At 60.8% G+C, this 17,979-nt stretch carries 14 protein-coding genes; 13 read left to right on the forward strand and 1 reads right to left on the reverse strand.

The window, feature by feature from the left end:
* The first annotated feature begins 94 nt into the window (after nt 1–94).
* The 10 genes from NTD81_RS14645 to NTD81_RS14690 all read left to right on the forward strand — a co-directional run bounded on the left by NTD81_RS14645 (nt 95) and on the right by NTD81_RS14690 (nt 15,208).
* The gene (locus NTD81_RS14645) at nt 95–1,138 is read left to right on the forward strand and encodes an NAD(P)H-dependent flavin oxidoreductase (RefSeq protein ID WP_262183346.1); all 1,044 of its coding nucleotides are present in this window, start codon (nt 95–97) and stop codon (nt 1,136–1,138) included.
* 82 nt (nt 1,139–1,220) lie between these two features.
* Complete coding sequence (locus tag NTD81_RS14650; RefSeq protein ID WP_262183348.1) at nt 1,221–3,029, forward strand: acyl-CoA dehydrogenase; 1,809 nt, start codon at nt 1,221–1,223, stop codon at nt 3,027–3,029.
* Nucleotides 3,030–3,173: 144 nt separating this feature from the next.
* Nucleotides 3,174–4,919, forward strand: coding sequence for a potassium/proton antiporter (locus NTD81_RS14655; protein ID WP_262183349.1), 1,746 nt, complete (start codon nt 3,174–3,176; stop codon nt 4,917–4,919).
* A 76-nt stretch (nt 4,920–4,995) separates the two neighbouring features.
* Nucleotides 4,996–8,313 (forward strand): mechanosensitive channel MscK, encoded by a 3,318-nt coding sequence (gene mscK / locus NTD81_RS14660; protein ID WP_262183350.1) that lies wholly within the window; start codon nt 4,996–4,998, stop codon nt 8,311–8,313.
* A 59-nt stretch (nt 8,314–8,372) separates the two neighbouring features.
* Entirely contained in the window at nt 8,373–9,833 is a 1,461-nt protein-coding gene (selO, locus tag NTD81_RS14665; protein WP_262183351.1) for a protein adenylyltransferase SelO, read from the forward strand.
* A 736-nt stretch (nt 9,834–10,569) separates the two neighbouring features.
* Entirely contained in the window at nt 10,570–11,547 is a 978-nt protein-coding gene (locus NTD81_RS14670; RefSeq protein ID WP_262183352.1) for a sulfite exporter TauE/SafE family protein, read from the forward strand.
* Between the two features lie 138 nt (nt 11,548–11,685).
* A complete protein-coding gene (locus NTD81_RS14675) occupies nt 11,686–12,960 on the forward strand; it encodes a bifunctional O-acetylhomoserine aminocarboxypropyltransferase/cysteine synthase (RefSeq protein WP_262183353.1) in 1,275 nt (424 codons plus the stop codon).
* A gap of 388 nt (nt 12,961–13,348) precedes the next feature.
* Nucleotides 13,349–13,783: a thioredoxin TrxC gene (gene trxC / locus NTD81_RS14680; RefSeq protein WP_262183354.1), complete on the forward strand. Its 435-nt coding sequence runs from the start codon at nt 13,349–13,351 to the stop codon at nt 13,781–13,783.
* 91 nt (nt 13,784–13,874) lie between these two features.
* On the forward strand, nt 13,875–14,318 hold the full coding sequence (locus NTD81_RS14685) for a PaaI family thioesterase (protein WP_262183355.1): 444 nt from the start codon (nt 13,875–13,877) through the stop codon (nt 14,316–14,318).
* An 89-nt stretch (nt 14,319–14,407) separates the two neighbouring features.
* Complete coding sequence (locus NTD81_RS14690; RefSeq protein ID WP_262183356.1) at nt 14,408–15,208, forward strand: universal stress protein; 801 nt, start codon at nt 14,408–14,410, stop codon at nt 15,206–15,208.
* 58 nt (nt 15,209–15,266) lie between these two features.
* On the opposite strand, the gene NTD81_RS14695 is transcribed toward NTD81_RS14690, so the two are convergent.
* Nucleotides 15,267–16,034 carry a ParA family protein gene (locus tag NTD81_RS14695; RefSeq protein ID WP_262183357.1) on the reverse strand — a complete coding sequence of 256 codons (768 nt, stop codon included), beginning with the start codon at nt 16,032–16,034 and terminating at the stop codon, nt 15,267–15,269.
* 198 nt (nt 16,035–16,232) lie between these two features.
* Between NTD81_RS14695 and NTD81_RS14700 the strand changes: the two genes are divergently transcribed.
* Genes NTD81_RS14700 through NTD81_RS14710 form a run of 3 tightly spaced genes read left to right on the forward strand, consistent with a single transcriptional unit; the run spans nt 16,233 to nt 17,978 of the window.
* A complete protein-coding gene (locus NTD81_RS14700) occupies nt 16,233–16,955 on the forward strand; it encodes a beta-ketoacyl synthase chain length factor (RefSeq protein WP_262183550.1) in 723 nt (240 codons plus the stop codon).
* On the forward strand, nt 16,940–17,743 hold the full coding sequence (locus NTD81_RS14705; protein WP_262183358.1) for a lysophospholipid acyltransferase family protein: 804 nt from the start codon (nt 16,940–16,942) through the stop codon (nt 17,741–17,743). The genes NTD81_RS14700 and NTD81_RS14705 overlap by 16 nt, the downstream gene beginning before the upstream one ends.
* Nucleotides 17,718–17,978 (forward strand): phosphopantetheine-binding protein, encoded by a 261-nt coding sequence (locus tag NTD81_RS14710; protein ID WP_262183359.1) that lies wholly within the window; start codon nt 17,718–17,720, stop codon nt 17,976–17,978. The genes NTD81_RS14705 and NTD81_RS14710 overlap by 26 nt, the downstream gene beginning before the upstream one ends.
* The last annotated feature ends 1 nt before the right edge of the window (nt 17,979 follow it).

A 17,979-nucleotide genomic window follows, 5' to 3' on the forward strand; every position in this document is an offset into this window, starting at 1 on the left:
AACCCTTTGCCTTAGACTGCCCAACGGCTGAACCCGAGCACCGGGTCTAGGTCACACCCGCATTAGCTGTGTTTGCCGTACAGGATGGCCACCGATGACTTTGCAACGCCTGCTCAATATCGATCTGCCTCTGATTCAGGCGCCCATGGCCGGCGTGCAACTGCATGGCCTGACCGCTGCCGTGTCGAACGCCGGTGCGCTCGGCTCATTGCCCGGCGCCATGCTAGATGCCGCCTGGCTGCGCCATGAGCTGACGACGCTCAAGAGCAAAACCAAGCGCCCGTATAACCTCAATTTCTTCTGCCACCAGCCACCAGCGCCCGATGAGCAGCGCGAGGCGCTCTGGCGCAGCGTCCTAGCGCCTTATTACCAGGAGCTTGGCATCGACGCGCAGCAGATTTTGCCGGCGCCCAGCCGCCAGCCGTTTAGCCATGAAATGGCCGACCTGGTCACTGAGTTCCAGCCAGCCGTCGTGAGTTTCCACTTCGGCCTGCCCAGCGCCGAGCTACTGGCACGGGTCAAAGCCAGTGGCGCCAAAGTGCTTAGCAGCGCCACCACGGTCGAAGAAGCCGTCTGGCTGCAACAACATGGCGCCGACGCCATCATCGCCCAAGGTCTAGAGGCCGGCGGCCATCGCGGTATGTTCCTCAGCGCTGAGCTGACCAGCCAGCTCGGCACCTTCGCCCTGCTGCCGCAAATCGTTGCCGCCGTGCAGCTGCCGGTGATTGCCGCGGGCGGTATCGCCGATGCCCAGGGCATTCGCGCGGCCATGGCCTTAGGCGCCAGCGGCGTGCAGCTGGGCACCGCGTTCCTCTGCACTCACGAAGCCAGCACCAGCGCGATTCACCGTGCGGCGCTGCACAGCCCGGCTGCGGCGCATACGGCTGTCACCAACCTGTTCAGCGGCCGCCCAGCACGCGGCATCGTCAACCGCATCATCCGCGAGTTAGGCCCGATCAGCGCGCACGCCCCGGCCTTCCCCCTGGCCACCGGGGCCATCGCGCCGCTGCGCAGTAAGGGCGAAAGCCTCGGTCACGGCGACTTCTCGCCGCTGTGGGCTGGGCAGAACGTCAGCGGCTGCAAGGACATCGGCGCCGCCGAACTGGTGGCCGAACTGGCCCTTGGCTTCACTCACTAGCGACCTATCACGCTCATTAATAGTGCTGGGATGGGTACTTCGGCCTGACTAGACTGGCGCCACTGCCACAGGAGGTATCAGTATGTCGGAGTCCCTGCTTAGCTCACGTAACCTGGCTTTCGAGCTATATGAAGTTCTCGACGCCGAAGCGCTGACCCAGCGCCCGCGCTTCGCCGAGCACAACCGCGAAACTTTTGACGCGGCCATCGGCACTGCGCGGCATATTGCCCAGAGCCTGTTCGCCCCGCACAACCGCAAAAATGATGAGCACGAGCCGCAGTACGTGGATGGCGCAGCGCAGCTGATCCCGGAAGTGAAGCCCGCCATCGATGCGTTCCTCGACGCTGGTTTCCTCAATGCCACCCGCGACTTTGAAGTCGGCGGCATGCAGCTGCCTAACCTGCTGTCCCAGGCCTGCTTTGCCCACTTCCAGGCGGCCAACACGGCGACCACCTCGTATCCGTTCCTGACCATGGGCGCCGCCAACCTGATCGAAACCTTTGGCAGCGCCGAACAAAAGCAGCGCTTCTTGCAGCCAATGATCGAAGGGCGGTTTTTCGGCACCATGGCCCTGACTGAGCCCCATGCCGGCTCGTCACTCTCGGATCTTCGCACCCGCGCCGAACCCGCAGCTGACGGCACTTACCGGCTTAAAGGCAACAAGATTTTTATCTCCGGCGGCGACCACCCGCTGTCGGAAAACATCGTCCATATGGTGCTGGCCAAGCTGCCCGATGCCCCACCTGGGGTGAAGGGCATCAGCCTGTTTATCGTGCCCAAGTTCCTGGTGAATGCTGATGGCAGCCTGGGCCCGCGCAACGATGTGCTGCTGGCCGGGCTGTTCCACAAGATGGGCTGGCGTGGCACCACCTCCACGGCGCTGAACTTCGGCGATAACGGCAACTGCGTGGGGTATCTGGTGGGTGAGGCGCACAAGGGCCTCAACTATATGTTCCAGATGATGAACGAGGCGCGCATCGGCGTCGGCATGGGCGCGGTCATGCTCGGCTACGCCGGCTATCTGTACTCGCTGGAGTACGCCCGGCAACGTCCGCAGGGCCGTCTGCCAGATGGCAAAGACCCGACCTCCAGCCAAGTGGCGATCATCGAGCACGCCGATGTGCGGCGTATGCTGCTCACCCAGAAAGCTTATGTCGAAGGCGCCTTCGACCTCGCCCTGTACGCCGCGCGGCTGGTCGATGAGCACCACACGGGGGAGACCGCCGAGCAGCGCGCGCAGGCGCTGCAACTGCTCGATTTGCTCACGCCGATCGTGAAGTCCTGGCCGTCGGAGTTTTGCCTGAAGGCCAACGAACTGGCGATCCAGATCCTCGGCGGCCACGGCTATACCCGCGAATATCCGGTGGAGCAGTACTACCGCGACAACCGCCTCAACCCGATCCACGAAGGCACCTACGGCATTCAGTCCCTCGACCTGCTGGCGCGCAAAGTCGCCAGCAATGGTGGCGCGGCCTTGCAACAGCTACTGGGCCTGATCAACGACAGCTGCCAGCGCAGCGAGGCCTTCGTCAACCTCAGCGCACTGCGCGAGCCTTTGCAGAAACTGGTCAAGGACCTCAGCCGAGTGACCCTCAGCCTGCTTGGCGACCTGCAACAGGGCTTGGTCAACCAAAGCCTGGCCAACTCGGCGCTGTACCTGAAGGTATTTGGCCACTGCGTGCTCGGCTGGCGCTGGTTGGAACAAGCGATCAAGGCCGAACAAGGCCTCGCGGGGCTCAGCGAAGGTCATGTGGACCAGGATTTCTATCGCGGCAAGCTGCAAGCCGCGCGCTATTTCCTCACCTGGGAAGTGCCGGGCTGCGCCCAGGAACTGGCGATTCTGGAGCGGCGTGACGATACGTGCCTGAGTATGACCGACAGCTGGTTCTAAGCAACCCAGCACCGCCAGAGAAAGCGCGCCCATACGGCGCGCTTTTTTTGACAAGCAGTGCAACTCAGCGGTTAGAATCCTTGGCTTGCGCCATGCCTAGTGCTGGCACAGGACGTCGCTAACGACCACCAAGGAGTGCAAGATTTGCATGCAGAGGCCATCAACAATCTATTTCTGATTGGCGCGTTATTGGTGGCTGTTAGCATCATGGTCAGCTCATTTTCGACCAAAGTCGGCGTCCCTATTCTGGTCATCTTCCTGGCGGTGGGCATGCTCGCCGGGGTCGATGGCATCGGCGGCATCGTCTTCGACGACTATTCTCTCGCCTATCTGGTCGGCAACTTGGCCTTAGCCATGATCTTGCTCGACGGCGGTATGCGCACCCGCACTGACACCTTCCGCGTGGCGTTATGGCCGGCGCTGTCGCTGGCCACCGTTGGCGTGGTGATCACCGCCGGGCTGACCGGCGCCATGGCCGCCTGGCTGTTTGATCTAAAACTGATCGAAGGCTTGCTGATCGGCGCCATCGTGGGCTCCACCGACGCCGCCGTGGTGTTCAACCTGCTCAACGGCAAAAACCTCAACGAGCGGGTCAGCTCTACCTTGGAAATCGAGTCGGGCAGCAACGACCCGATGGCCATGTTCCTCACCGTGACCCTGATCGCCATGATCGCCTCAGGCCACACCAGTTTCAGCTGGGACATCCTCGGCAGCCTGCTTGAACAATTTGTGATTGGCGCCAGCCTCGGCGGTGCCGGCGGTTGGCTGCTGTTGCAAATCATCAACCGCCTCAAGGTAGCTGGCGGCCTGTACCCGCTGTTGGCAGTCAGTGGCGGCATTCTGATTTATGCCCTGTCAGGCGCCATCGGCGGCAGCGGCATCCTCGCCGTCTACGTCTGCGGCTTGCTGCTGGGCAACCGGCCGATCCGCAACCGCCACGGCATCTTGCATATGTTCGATGGCCTCGCCTGGCTCAGCCAGATCGGCATGTTCCTGGTCCTTGGCCTGTTGCTCACGCCCAGCGATTTGCTGCCCATTGCCATACCGGCGTTGCTGCTGTCGCTGTGGATGATTCTGTTTGCCCGGCCGTTGTCGGTGTTTGTCGGCCTGCTGCCGTTCAGAGGCTTTACCCTGCGCGAACGCAGCTTTATTTCGTGGATTGGCTTACGCGGCGCGGTACCGGTGATTCTCGCGGTGTTCCCGCTGATGGCCGGTCTGGATAACGCCAAGCTGTTCTTTAACGTGGCGTTCTTTATCGTCTTGGTCTCGCTGCTGCTGCAAGGCACCAGCCTGGGTTGGGCCGCGCGCAAGGCACGGGTCGAAGTGCCCACGGCGCCGGCGCCGATTTCCCGCGCCGGACTGGAGATCCATCCCACCAGCCAATGGGAGCTGTTCGTCTACCGCCTTGGGGCTGAGAAGTGGTGCATCGGCGCTCAGCTCAAAGAAATCAACATGCCCGACGGCACCCGGATCGCCGCCCTGTTCCGTGGCCACGAGCTGCTCCACCCCTCAGGCAGTACCACCCTGGAAGCCGGCGATATTCTTTGCGTAATCGGCCATGACCGCGACCTGACCAGCCTCGGCAAACTGTTCAGTGAAGCGCCCAAGCGCGCCCAGGACCTGCGCTTTTTCGGCGACTTCGTATTGGAAGGCGAAGCCGAACTGGGCGCGATTGCCACGCTATACGGGCTCAAGCTGGAAAACCTCGAAGGGCAATTAAGCCTGGCGCAGTTTATTGCCCAGGAGATTGGCGGCGAACCGGTGATCGGCGACCAGGTACAGTGGCAAAGCCTGGTGTGGACCGTGGCCAGCATGGAAGGCAACAAAATCCTCAAGGTCGGTGTGCGCTTCCCGGAAGGCAGCCGGCCCGGCCCGGCCCTGATGTTTTAAAGCAGCGACAGAAGCCGCCCAGCGTTAGCCAAGGCCCTGCTAAACTGCGCCAACTCTTACCCCGACGGTCATCTCCATGTCGTTTCTGCGCTCCCTTGCCTGCATCTTTGCCCTACTTGCCTGTTTTGCCAGCACCGGCGTGCTGGCAGCTGACGTGCCCACTGCCGCGGATGTGCAAAAAAGCCTCGATGGCTTGGCCGCACGCAAGCTGCCCGAAGCTGAGCAACAAGCGCTCAAGCAGACCCTCGAGCAAACCTTAGCCATGCTTACGCAGCGGACCGACAGCATCAATCGCCTGGAGGTCCTCGAACAACTGCTGGATCAAGCACCGCGCTTAATCAGCGATGCGCAGCAAGATTTAGCCCAGCTCAAAGCCCAACAGCGGACACCGATCAACACCCGCTACGGCGACAGCTCGCTGGAAAAGCTCGAAGAGGTATTGGCCGAACGCAACACCCAGATGAGCACCTGGCAGCAGCAAGTGATTGAGGCCAACAGCCTGATCATTACCGCGCAAACCCGCCCGGAGCGCGCCCAAGCGGATATCAGCAGCAACCAGACTCGCACCTTGGAAATCACCGGCCTGCTCAAAGGTGAACGTGAAGCCAGCAAGCCCTTGACCGCAGAACGGCGTGACCTGCTGAAAGCTGAACTGAGCAAGCTGGAAGCCCAAAACAAACTCAGCCGCCAGGAGCTGGCCGGCAACAGCCTGCTGCAAGACTTAGGCACCAGCCGCCGCAACCTGCTCGATGAGCGGATCAAACGCGGTGAACAAGCACTGGTTGAACTGCAAAGCCTGATCAACGAAAAACGTCACGCCATCTCCGAGGAGACCGTGGCTCAGCAATCGCTCGAAGCCGAGAAAGCCGGCAGCGACAGCCTGCTGGCCAAGCAAAGCGCGCAAAATTTGCAGCTCTCTGACTACCTGCTGAAAGTCACCGACCGCCTTAACCAGCTGACTCACGATAATCTGCAGACTAAGCAGCAACTCGACAGCCTCAGCCAGAGTGGCCAAGCGCTGGAACAACAGATCAGCGTGCTCAAAGGCAGCTTGCTGCTCTCGCGGATTCTCTACAAACAACAACAGGCACTGCCACAGCTGAATATCGGCAGTGACATCACCGATGAAATCGCCGACCTGCGCCTTAAGCAGTTCGAACTGACCCAGCAGCGCGAGGCGATCAGCAACCCGACCGAATTTGTCGACCAGCTGCTGAGCAACGCAGCCAACCAGGAAGGTCTGGACAACGCGCAGCTGCGTACCAACCTGCTGGACATCATCAATACCCGGCGCAACCTGATAGATCAGCTCAACCGAGAGCTGAGCACCCTGCTCAATGAGTCGATCACCCTGCAGCTCAATCAGAATCAACTGCAAAGCACCGCCAGCGCGCTGCGCGCCACCCTGGACGAGCAGATGTTCTGGATTCCCAGCAACAAACCGCTCAATCAGGACTGGCTCAAAAACGCGCCGCAGCGCTTGCAGGAACAAGTGCTGCAACTGCCCTGGGGCTCAAACTTGCGCCAACTGGCGGCGGGCCTGACCGAGCGGCCACTGATTTTCCTGCCGTTGCTGTTGCTGATTGGTGTACTGCTGTGGCGGCGCAACTGGTTGCGGCAAAAGCTCGACACCCTCAACGTCGACATCTGCCACTTTAAGAAAGACAGCCAGTTGCACACGCCATTGGCCTTGCTGATGAACGTGCTGCTGGCCCTGCCCGGCACGTTGTTCCTGGCCCTGTGCGGCTATGCCTTGCAGATCGATGCCCGTGGCGAAAACGCCAGCCTGGCCCAAGCGCTGTATCAGATGGCCGAAGCTTGGTTGGTGTTCTACACCCTGTACCGCATTCTGGTGCCCAACGGCGTGGCCGAGCTGCACTTTCGCTGGGCGCCGCAGAACGTGGCCTACCTCAACAACTACGTGCGCAAGTTGGGCCTGGTGGTGCTGGCCCTGGTCGCGGTGGTCACCATCGCCGAGCAACAACCCGCGGCCCTCACCGAGGACGTCATCGGGTTGGGCATCCTCCTTATCGGCTTAGGTTTGATGACCTGGCTGATGGGCCGCATCCTGCTGGTCGGCCCCTTACGTGAGCACGGCACCACCTTCCACAAACTGGTCGGTATTGCCTTCACCGCGCTACCGCTGCTGCTGATCGTCGCCATTGGTTTTGGCTACTACTACACCGCGCTGAAACTCACTGACCGGCTGATCGACACCCTGTATCTGCTGATCCTCTGGCTGATCCTCGACAGCACCTTCGCCCGCGGCCTGACCGTCGCCGCGCGGCGTCTGGCCTATCAGCGCGCGATGGCCAAGCGTCAAGCGCAAGCGGTGGAAAACGAAGACGGCAACGAAGTGCCGATCGAAGAGCCGACCCTGGATATCGAACAGATCAACCAGCAGTCCATGCGCCTCATTCGCCTAGCCCTGAGCGCGGCGTTTATTGCTTGCCTGTACTGGATCTGGGCGGACTTGATCAGCGTCTTCACCTACCTCGACAACATCGTGCTGTATCAATACAGCAGCGGCGCCGGTGGCGACGCGGCGATGGTACCGATGAGCGTACTGGATGTGATCGGCGCCCTGATCGTCAGCGCCATTACCGTGATCCTCGCGCGCAACTTACCTGGCCTGCTTGAAGTGCTGGTGCTGTCGCGGCTCAAGCTGGCCCAGGGCAGCGCCTACGCCACCACGACTTTGCTGTCTTATGCCATTGCCGGCTTCGGTATCTCCACCACCTTGTCGATCCTCGGGGTAAGTTGGGACAAACTGCAATGGCTGGTGGCGGCCCTGTCGGTCGGTATCGGTTTCGGTATGCAGGCGATTTTCGCCAACTTTATTTCCGGCTTGATTCTGCTGTTCGAGCGCCCGATCCGCATTGGCGACACGGTGACCATCGGCACCGTCACCGGCACGGTCAACCGGATTCGCATCCGCGCCACCCATATCACCGACAGCGATCGTAAAGCCGTGGTGGTGCCCAACCAGATTCTGTTGACCAGCCAGCTGATCAACTGGACCCTGACCGACACCACCACCCGTTTGGTTCTGCAGTTCACCGTCAACCGCGGCGCCGACCTGGAAGAAGCGCGGACCTTGCTGCTGCAAGCGGCCCAGGAAAACAGCCGGGTGCTGCGTGACCCGATGCCAGGCGTGCAGCTGATGACCTACGGCACCACCACCTTGGGCTACGAGCTGAAGGTCTATGTGCGCGAACTGAGTGACCGCAGCTTGGCCACGGACGAGCTGAACCGCCGGGTCGATCAGCTGTTCTATGAGAACGGCATCAACCTGGTCAGCACCACCAAGATGGAAGTGACCCTGGTCAATAGCCAGGGCCAGGAAACAACCCTGCCCGAATCTGCGCCTGACGCTCCCGCGCCACAGGCCTAAACCCCACACCCTGGCCGCTGGCTTTACGCCGCGGCTAGGGTTGTTAACGGAGAACAGCAGTGAAAAGCCTCGATGAGCTGATCTTCGATAATCGCTTCGCCCGCTTAGGCGATACCTTCTCCAGCGCCGTGCTGCCCGCCCCTATTGAGGAGCCGCGCCTGGTGGTGGCCAGTAACGCCGCCATGGCTCTGCTCGACTTAGATCCCCGCGCGGCGGATGCCCCTGAGTTCGTCCAGCTGTTCTCCGGGCATAAGCTCTGGAGCACCGCCGAGCCCCGGGCCATGGTCTATTCCGGGCATCAGTTCGGCAGCTACAACCCACAGCTCGGTGATGGTCGTGGCCTGCTGCTGGGGGAAGTGTTGAATAACGCCGGCGAGCATTGGGATCTGCACCTTAAAGGTGCCGGCATGACCCCTTACTCACGCATGGGCGATGGCCGCGCGGTGCTGCGTAGTTCGATCCGCGAATTTCTCGCCAGCGAACACCTGCATGCCTTAGGCATCCCTAGCTCGCGGGCGCTGTGCGTGACGGGCTCGAGCACCCCGGTGCGGCGGGAAAAATTCGAAACCGCGGCCATGGTCCTGCGCTTAGCGCCGAGCCATGTACGCTTCGGCCACTTCGAGTTTTTCTACTACACCCGCCAGCATGAGGCGCTTAAGCAGTTGGCTGACTTCGTTCTGGCCAACCACTTTGCCGATTGCCAAACCGAAGCGCAGCCCTATCTGGCCATGTTCCGCCAGATTATCGAGCGCAATGCCGAGCTGATCGCCCGCTGGCAAGCCTATGGCTTTTGCCATGGGGTGATGAACACCGACAACATGTCGATCCTCGGCATCACCTTCGACTACGGCCCCTACGCCTTCCTCGATGACTTCGACGCCAACCACGTGTGCAACCACTCCGACGACAGCGGCCGCTACAGCTTTAGCAACCAAGTGCCGATTGCCCACTGGAACCTGAGCGCCCTCGGCCAAGCCCTGACGCCCTTGATTGCCGTGGAAGATTTACGCGCAGCCCTGGGCCTGTTCCTGCCGCTGTACCAAGCGCAGTACCTCGACCTGATGCGCCGCCGCCTGGGCTTGCAAGATGCCGACGAGGGCGATGAAGCGCTGATCCAACGCCTGCTGCAACTGCTGCAACAAAGCGCAGTGGACTACACCCGGTTCTTCCGCACCCTGGGCGATAGCCCTGCCGAGCAGGCGGTGCAGGTACTGCGCGATGAGTTTGTCGATCTCGCCGGTTTCGATGCCTGGGCCGCCGATTATCTCCAGCGCACTCAGCACCACGACGACACACCAAGCGCCCGGCAAACGCGGATGCACGGGGTTAACCCGAAATACATCCTGCGTAATTATCTAGCCCAAGAAGCCATCCAGGCCGCCGAACTGGGCGACTACGGCCCGGTACGCGAACTGCACCACGTGCTGTCACAACCCTTCGCCGAACAACCCGAGTTCGCCCACTACGCCCAACGCCCACCGCATTGGGGCAAGCATCTGGAAATCAGTTGCTCGTCATAAACGGCATCACCTGCACTGCCCGTAGCCTGGATTAGCCGCAGCGCGGCGTAATCCGGGACGCAGGCAAATCCGCGCTATGACCCTGCAACCTCGTAGGGGGACAACGCGCCGCTTCTCGGCCATCGCTGTATCACCACGGTGCAAGCGCCTGTGCGGCGATTGCACCCTACCCGCCGGCTAGCCCCGTAGCCTGGATTAGCCGCAACGCGGCGTAATCCGGGACGCAGGCAAATCCGCGCTACGACCCTGCAACCTCGCCGGGTGACAACGCGCCGCTTCGCAGCCATCGCGTATCACCACGGTGCAAGCGCCTGTGCGGCGATTGCGCCCTAACGCTGCCCGCGCCAGAGCGTAGGGTGGATGGCGCTTCATCCATCCACCAGGCGTCCGCCATGGATATATCGGTAAATCTTCAAGCATGAGGGCACTGTGGTGATGGTGGCCAAGGCAGCTGCGCGGGCGATGACCACCCTAGGTTGGGGCGGGGGCTGCCGTGGTGCAAGCGCCTGTGCGGCGATTGCGCCCTAGCGGCTGATCAACGCTTTGCTTGGCCATCGGCGCCCAGGGTTAAGCGCGCGATTTATAGCGAATAGATTGAGACACACCTTATCTATTAAACCGAAATAGCATATAGACCTTCCCAAAGATTCTTAGACTAGCTGGCAAAAGACGTCTATCGTCCCCCGCTGTTTTACGCCCTGTTCTACCACCCGCTGTCAGGCGCGCCGTTTAGCTTATGAAAATCCGAAATCTTGATCTCAGTGCCAGTGCCCTCAACCAAGAGCACCAAGCACTGGGGATTCCCCCGGTCGAAGACCACGTTACCCATCCCGACAACCACCCGATTCTGCGCATTGCCGTCTGGTTTGCTGCGTTGACCCTGATTGGCCTACTGAGCTTTCTGGCTTGGCGGCTGTTCTTTGGCAACAACGAGCACAGCGGCCTCGAAATCATCGAAAACACCCTGCACAGCCCAGCCTTCTGGAGCGCGGTAGCGGTCGGTTTTTTTGCCCAAGTGGTCGATGGCGCCCTCGGCATGGCCTACGGCATTACCGCCACCACCTTCTTGCTCAGCGCCGGCGCCAGCCCTGCGGCGGCCAGTGCCAGCGTGCACATTGCCGAGGTGTTCACCACTGGCCTGTCGGGCATCTCCCACGCCAAGCTGGGCAATGTGAATAAGTCGCTGTTTCTGCGTTTGCTGCTGCCGGGCATCATTGGCGCAGTGCTTGGTGCGGCGCTGATCACCAGCTTCGATGGCGAGGTGCTCAAGCCATTTATTTCCGCCTACCTGCTGCTGATGGGCCTGTATATCCTGCGCAAGGCTTACCGCCATGTGCAGCAACAGCGCCAGCAGCCCAAGCACGTAGCCAAGCTGGCGTTGTTTGGCGGCTTTGTCGATGCCGCCGGCGGCGGTGGTTGGGGCCCGGTGGTCACCAGCAGCCTGCTCGGCTCGGGCAGCGACCCACGCACCACGATCGGTTCGGTCAACTTCGCGGAGTTCTTCCTGACCATCACCAGCGCCACCTCGTTCATCCTCATGGCCGGTCAGCCGGACACCTGGATGATGGTCGCCGGCCTGGTACTCGGCGGCACGTTCGCCGCGCCGTTTGCCGCCCTGCTGTGCAAAAAGCTTTCGGCGCGCACCCTGCTGACCATCGTCGGCACCCTGATCAGCCTGATCAGCCTGTACAACATCTATCAAGCGCTGAACTAAGCTACGAACGCGGCCAGAAGCATAAGCTTCTGGCTAAATGTTCTAGGCGATTCGCTCTTTCCTTGCGCTAGCGCATTGACCGGGGCGAAAGCCTTTATCCATGCTGCGACCTTTACTGAAAAACAACAAAGGTTGCCCATGAAGCCAGAAACGCTTGCCATACATGCCGGTTACAGCCCCGACCCGACCACCAAAGCGGTGGCGGTGCCGATCTACCAAACCAGCTCCTACGCCTTCGACGACACCCAGCACGGCGCCGATCTGTTCGACCTAAAGGTCGCCGGCAATATCTACACGCGCATCATGAACCCCACTACCGCGGTGCTGGAGGAGCGCGTGGCGGCGCTGGAAGGCGGCGTGGCGGCATTGGCCGTAGCCTCGGGCATGGCGGCCATCACCTATGCGATTCAGACCGTGGCCGAGGCAGGCGACAATATTGTTTCGGTGGCCAAGCTCTACGGCGGCACCTATAACCTGCTGGCCCACACCCTGCCGCGCCAAGGCATCGAAACCCGCTTCGCCGCCCACGACGATATCGCCGCGCTGGAAGCGCTGATCGATGACAAAACCAAAGCGGTGTTCTGCGAATCCATCGGTAACCCGGCCGGCAATATCGTCGACCTGCAAGCGCTGGCCGATGCTGCCCACCGCCATGGCGTGCCGCTGATTGTCGACAACACCGTGGCCACGCCGATTCTCTGCCGGCCGTTTGAGCATGGCGCCGATATCGTCGTGCACTCGCTGACCAAATACATCGGCGGCCACGGCACCAGCATCGGCGGCATTGTGGTCGACTCGGGCAAATTCCCTTGGGCGGATAACAAAGAACGCTTCGCCCTGCTCAACACCCCCGATCCGTCGTACCACGGCGTGACCTACACCGAGGCCTTCGGCCCAGCCGCATTTATCGGCCGCTGCCGCGTGGTACCGCTGCGTAACACCGGTGCGGCACTGTCGCCGTTTAACGCCTTCCTCATTCTGCAAGGTTTGGAAACCCTAGCCCTGCGCATGGAACGCCACAGCGAAAACGCGCTGAAAGTCGCCCACTACCTGCAAAACCATCCGCAAGTGGCTTGGGTGAAATACGCGGGGCTGCCCGATCATCCCGAGCATGACCTGGCCGTGCGCTTTAGCAGTGGCAAGCCGGCGGGGATTTTGTCGTTCGGCATCAAGGGCGGTCAGGAGGCCGGCGCACGGTTTATTGATGCGCTCAAGTTGGTGGTGCGCTTGGTCAATATCGGCGATGCCAAATCCCTGGCCTGCCACCCGGCCTCCACCACCCACCGCCAGCTCAATGATGAGGAGCTGGAAAAGGCTGGCGTGCCGCGCGACATGGTGCGCCTGTCGATTGGTATCGAGCATATCGACGACATCCTCGCCGACCTCGAACAAGCCCTCACCGCCGCCAGCTAAATATCCCAAGGAGGCGTCAGCCTCCACCGTAAGGTGCGTTAGCCGCGCAGCGGCCTAACGCACCATCACAACATCCCCAACACCCCATCACAAACGACCACCCACCGTAAGCTGTGTTAGCCGCGCAGCGGCGTAACGCACCATCGCAACCTCCCCAACTCCCCATCCCAAACGATCACCCACCGTAAGGTGCGTTAGCCGCGCAGCGGCGTAACGCACCATCACAACCTCCCAACACCTCATCCCCCAACGACCACCCAACCAGCCTTACCTAGCCACCAGTTCCCGGACTACGCCACTGCGTAACTAATCCAGGCGAGGCGATGACGAACCTTGATAACCCCGCGCCGCGCCTCCACATTGCAGTCATCAACCTTGTGGAGGCGTTATGGCCAATCCTTTATTAATCCCCTGCCCCAGCTGTAACGGTCTCAACCGCATTCCAGCCGAGCGCCTGCACGATGCCCCGCGCTGTGGTCGCTGTAAGAGCGAGGTTCTGCCAGACGCGCCCTTTGAACTAAGCCAAAGCAACTTCGCCAGCCAACTCAAAGGCGATCTGCCGCTGCTGGTGGATGTCTGGGCAGACTGGTGCGGGCCGTGCCGCAGCTTCGCCCCAACCTTTGCCCAAGCCGCCAAGCAACTGCAAGGCCGCTGCCGCCTAGGCAAACTGGACAGCGAAGCCAATCCGCAACTGTCGACGCAACTGGGCATCCGCTCGATCCCCAGCCTGATTCTGTTTAAAGGTGGCGTCGAAGTGGCCCGGCAAAGCGGCGCCCTGCCGTTGCCGCAATTACTCGGCTGGCTGAAGCAGCACGGGCTCTGAGCGAATCGGTCAAGCGCCGCGACCAGCCGCGTCATTCCGTGCCCTGGCGGCAAACGCTAGGCTGGCAGGACACCACTTGGGGAGTCCTGCCATGTCCATGCCGCTGGAAGTTATGCGTCAGCTCACCGAAGAGCAGATTGCCTTCGTCAAACGTTCCGGGCTTAAGGCCGAAGCCCTCGAACCGGGCTTTGTCCAGCTGCGCATGCCGCTGACCGGCAACCAGAACCATATCGGCAGCATGTACGCCGGCGCTCTGTTTACCTTGGCGGAGATTCCCGGCGGGGCGCTGTTTTTAACCAGCTTTGACGTGCAACGCTTCTACCCGATTATCAAAGAAATGAACCTGCGCTTTCGCCGTCCGGCCAAGGGCGATATCAGCGTGACGGCGCGCCTGTCCGAAGAGCAGATCGAGCAGCTGCAACAGCAAGCCTTAAGCACCGGCAAAGCCGAATTTGTTCTAGAGTTGCAACTCACCGACGACAGCGCTGAAGTAGTCGCTGAGAGTCGTGGTGTCTACCAACTGCGTGCGCGCTGATGCCGGAGTGTGCTCTGGGTCAACGCGGTGCCCCATGACCCCAGGCCAGAATGAAATGGCCGACCTCACTCGGCAGGAGCGCGCTGCCCATGCCCCAGCATATTCTGATTGCCCACGACCTGCGTGACACCGCTGACATGGCCCTGTGCCGCGCCAGCCAATTGGCCAGCCAGTTCAACGCCAGGCTCAGCGTGCTGCATGTGCTGGCACCGCACACCAGCGAGCGCGAACAAGACCAGGCCCGCCGCGCCCTCGATAAAAGCCTCAGCCAGTACGCCCCCGCCGGCAGCCAATTGCTGATCCGCAGCGGCAGCAAACCCTCCGACGTGGTGCTGCAACAGGTCAGCGAGTTGCGCTGTGATCTGCTGGTATTAGGCGGCCATCAGCAGCGTCATGACCTGTTCTCCGGCACCAGCCTGGGTCGCATCGCGCGCAGTTGCCCGGTGCCACTACTACTGGTGGCGCGCAACCAGTTCGAGCCCTATCAGCGCGCCTTGGCCGCCATCGACTTTTCTTTGTGCGCATGCAGCGCCTTGGGCCATGCCTTTGAGCTGTTGCCAGCACAGGCGTCAATCCACGCCCTGCATGTTTTCGAGCCGAGCAAAGGCTCGCCGAAACAACTGGAGGCGCAACTGGCGACGCAGCAGGCGTTGATCGCTCAGTTGCTGGAAGATGAGGCGCAAAACTTGCCAGAACACGGCCCGACCTTGACCCACTCGGTGGAGCAAGGCGGCATCCTGCGCGCCCTGCAACAGCACATTAAGCAACACCACAGTGAGCTGCTAGTACTCGGCAGCCATGGCCGCAGCGCCCTTTCCCAAGCCCTGCTGGGCAGCCTGGCCCAGCACTTCCTGCACAAGGCGCCTTGTGATGTGTTGGTGGTGCGTTAAAAGCAATCCCGCACACCGATAAAAAAGCGGCTGAGGCCGCTTTTTTAGTGGGCTGGCTCTAGGCGTTTTCCAGCAGGTCGTGCAGTTCCACAAACTGCTGGGTCAACTTGTGGCTACGATCCAGATAAATCAGAGGCGTGCAGGCCTGATGGGACTCGCGCATCTTCACTGAGCTCATCAAGTTCACCGGCAACACCGGCAGACCCTCGGCGATCAATTCATCCAGTAATTGCTGGGGCAAGGTCGCGCGCGGCTGGAACTGGTTGACCACAATGCCTTCCACCTCCAGCGCCTCGTTGTGGTCCTCTTTGAGCTCTTCGATTTCCCGCAGCAGACCATACAGGGCCTGGCGCGAGAAGCTGTCGCAGTCAAAGGGAATCAACACCCGGTCAGCCGCGATTAAGGCCGACACGGTATAAAAATTCAGCGCCGGCGGCGTATCCAGATAAATACGTTCGTAATCTTCGGCCAACTCATCGAGCAACTTTCTTAGCTTGGTAATCTTATGTTTTTGCTCAAGTTTTGGTTGTAAATCAGCTAATTCGGCAGTGGCGGTGATGACATGCAAATTGTCGAACGGGGTTTCGTAGATATCCACTTTATTTTTACGAAAAGAGGTAGAGCTCAGGCTCTGTTTAAAGAATTCGGCAATACCCATGGGAATCTCATCACCTGTCAGGCCAGTCAAATAATGAGTTGAATTAGCTTGGGCATCTAAGTCGATTAAAAGCGTGCGATAGCCCTGGGAAGCGCTGACTGCCGCTAGGTTGCAGGCAATACTGGATTTCCCCACGCCACCTTTCTGATTAAAAATCACGCGCCGCATGCAACACCCCCTTAAAGCGGAAAAGTATTCTTGGGCATTAACACAAAGTTGCTAAGAAGCCCATCCAACAACATAGCAGTGCAAGTGGCAATAATTAGTATAAATTTGCGCAACGGTCATTGCCTCTGGATAATACCACCACCCTACCGACTACCCAGCCAAGCTGGCTAGCACGGGCATTAGCCGAATTGGACGCCACTGCGCGTGACAACTTTCACAATAGATCAATGGCGCGCCTGGGCCCCCGGGCTAGACGACTTTCAAGATTGGTGCGACTGGCATCAGGCACCTTCGTGCCTGGTGGATAGCGGCGCACAGCCCGATGTCAGCGCCCTGCCGCCCATGCAGCGCCGGCGCTTGAGCCGTCTGGCGCGGATGGCTTTTCACGTGGCCTGGCCGTTGGCCGAAGCCTATCCGCAACTGCCCATGGTCTTCGCCAGCCGCCATGGCGAAACGCCACGCACGCTGGCCATCCTCACCGATCTGGCGCAGGAAGAGCCGCTGTCGCCGACCCAGTTCAGCCTCTCGGTGCACAACGCGATTATTGGCCTGTGGTCGATCCAGCGCGGTGATACCAGTGAGATGACCGCCCTGGCTGGTGCCGGCGACGGTTTGGAGAATGCCGTGCTCGAAGCCTGCGGCATGTTGGCCGATGGCGCCCCGGCAGTGCTGCTGGTGATTGCCGAAGAAACCCCGCCGCAGCTGTATCAGCCCTATATCACGGATGTGCCGTTCCCCTACGCGGTCAGCCTGCTACTCAAGCCGGGCTCGCAGTGGCAACTGAGCCTCAGTCAGGGCCGCGGCGCCGCTGCCCAATGGCCCCATGCGCTGAACCTGGTGCGCGCCCTGTGCAGCGAACAAACGCAGCTGCAGCATTACTGCAATAACCGTCAGTGGACCTGGTCATGCGCCAAGGTCTGAGTTCCTACAGCGCGCCCTACGCTTGGCGCTTGCTCACTACGGGGCTGTCGTTTGCCTTATTCGGGCTAGGTGGCGTGGTGCTGCGCCTGCTGGTGTTTCCCTTGCTGGCCTTGTTGCCCGGTAGCGCCAGCCAGCGGCGCAGCCGCGCACGCGCCGTGGTCAGCCTGACCTTCTACTGGTTTGTGCGCTTTATGTACCGCAGTGGCGTGCTGACCTATGAGGTCGAAGGCGTCGAGCGCCTGGGCCAGCCAGGGCAGATGGTGATTGCCAACCATCCTTCGCTCATCGACGTGGTGGTGCTGATCGCCTTTATCCGCGATGCCAACTGCGTGGTGAAGCAAAGCCTGTGGCACAACCCCTTCACCCGTGGCCCGATTCGCTCCGCGCAGTACATCAGCAACAGCGGCAGCATGGACATGCTCGAAGAGGCCGCCGACGCCCTGCGCGAAGGCCAGACCCTGGTGATCTTCCCCGAAGGCACCCGCACCACGCCGGGCAGCTTCCCGGAGTTCCATCGCGGCGCGGCGGCCATCGCTCTACGCGGGGCGCGCATCGTCACACCGGTGAGCATCAGCGTCACGCCCACCACCCTGACCAAAGCGGAGCCTTGGTACAGCATTCCGTCGCGCCGGTTTCACTTCCGCCTGCAGGTCGGCGAGGATATCCACCCCCAACAATTTCAAGCGCAGGGCCCGGCTCCCGTGGCTTCGCGTAAACTCAACCAATGTCTGCATCAGCATTTTATTAAGGAGCTCGCTTTAGATGAGCACTCTCGAACTCGACATTAAAAATCTAATAATCGAATCCCTTGGCCTCGAAGACATGAGTGCTGAAGACATTGCCAGTGACCTCACCCTCTTTGGCGAAGGCCTGGGCCTCGACTCCGTCGATGCTCTAGAGCTGGGCCTCGCCATCCAAAAACGTTTCGCCATCAAGATTGACGCTGAAGCCAAAGACACCCGCAAGCACTTTGCCAATGTGGCTAGCCTGGCGGCATTTGTCTCATCGCAGCAAACCGCCTGAG

The organism is Pseudomonas sp. 5P_3.1_Bac2 (assembly GCF_025465995.1).
GTDB lineage: Bacteria > Pseudomonadota > Gammaproteobacteria > Pseudomonadales > Pseudomonadaceae > Aquipseudomonas.

Excerpts from the sequence above, each read along its gene's own strand:
- NTD81_RS14645 (WP_262183346.1), top strand. The coding sequence starts at position 95 with ATGACTTTGCAACGCCTGCTCAATATCGATCTGCCTCTGATTCAGGCG.
- NTD81_RS14650 (WP_262183348.1), top strand. The coding sequence starts at position 1,221 with ATGTCGGAGTCCCTGCTTAGCTCACGTAACCTGGCTTTCGAGCTATAT.
- mscK (WP_262183350.1), top strand. The coding sequence starts at position 4,996 with ATGTCGTTTCTGCGCTCCCTTGCCTGCATCTTTGCCCTACTTGCCTGT.
- NTD81_RS14670 (WP_262183352.1), top strand. The coding sequence starts at position 10,570 with ATGAAAATCCGAAATCTTGATCTCAGTGCCAGTGCCCTCAACCAAGAG.
- NTD81_RS14675 (WP_262183353.1), top strand. The coding sequence starts at position 11,686 with ATGAAGCCAGAAACGCTTGCCATACATGCCGGTTACAGCCCCGACCCG.
- trxC (WP_262183354.1), top strand. The coding sequence starts at position 13,349 with ATGGCCAATCCTTTATTAATCCCCTGCCCCAGCTGTAACGGTCTCAAC.
- NTD81_RS14685 (WP_262183355.1), top strand. The coding sequence starts at position 13,875 with ATGTCCATGCCGCTGGAAGTTATGCGTCAGCTCACCGAAGAGCAGATT.
- NTD81_RS14690 (WP_262183356.1), top strand. The coding sequence starts at position 14,408 with ATGCCCCAGCATATTCTGATTGCCCACGACCTGCGTGACACCGCTGAC.
- NTD81_RS14695 (WP_262183357.1), bottom strand. The coding sequence starts at position 16,034 with ATGCGGCGCGTGATTTTTAATCAGAAAGGTGGCGTGGGGAAATCCAGT.
- NTD81_RS14705 (WP_262183358.1), top strand. The coding sequence starts at position 16,940 with ATGCGCCAAGGTCTGAGTTCCTACAGCGCGCCCTACGCTTGGCGCTTG.
- NTD81_RS14710 (WP_262183359.1), top strand. The coding sequence starts at position 17,718 with ATGAGCACTCTCGAACTCGACATTAAAAATCTAATAATCGAATCCCTT.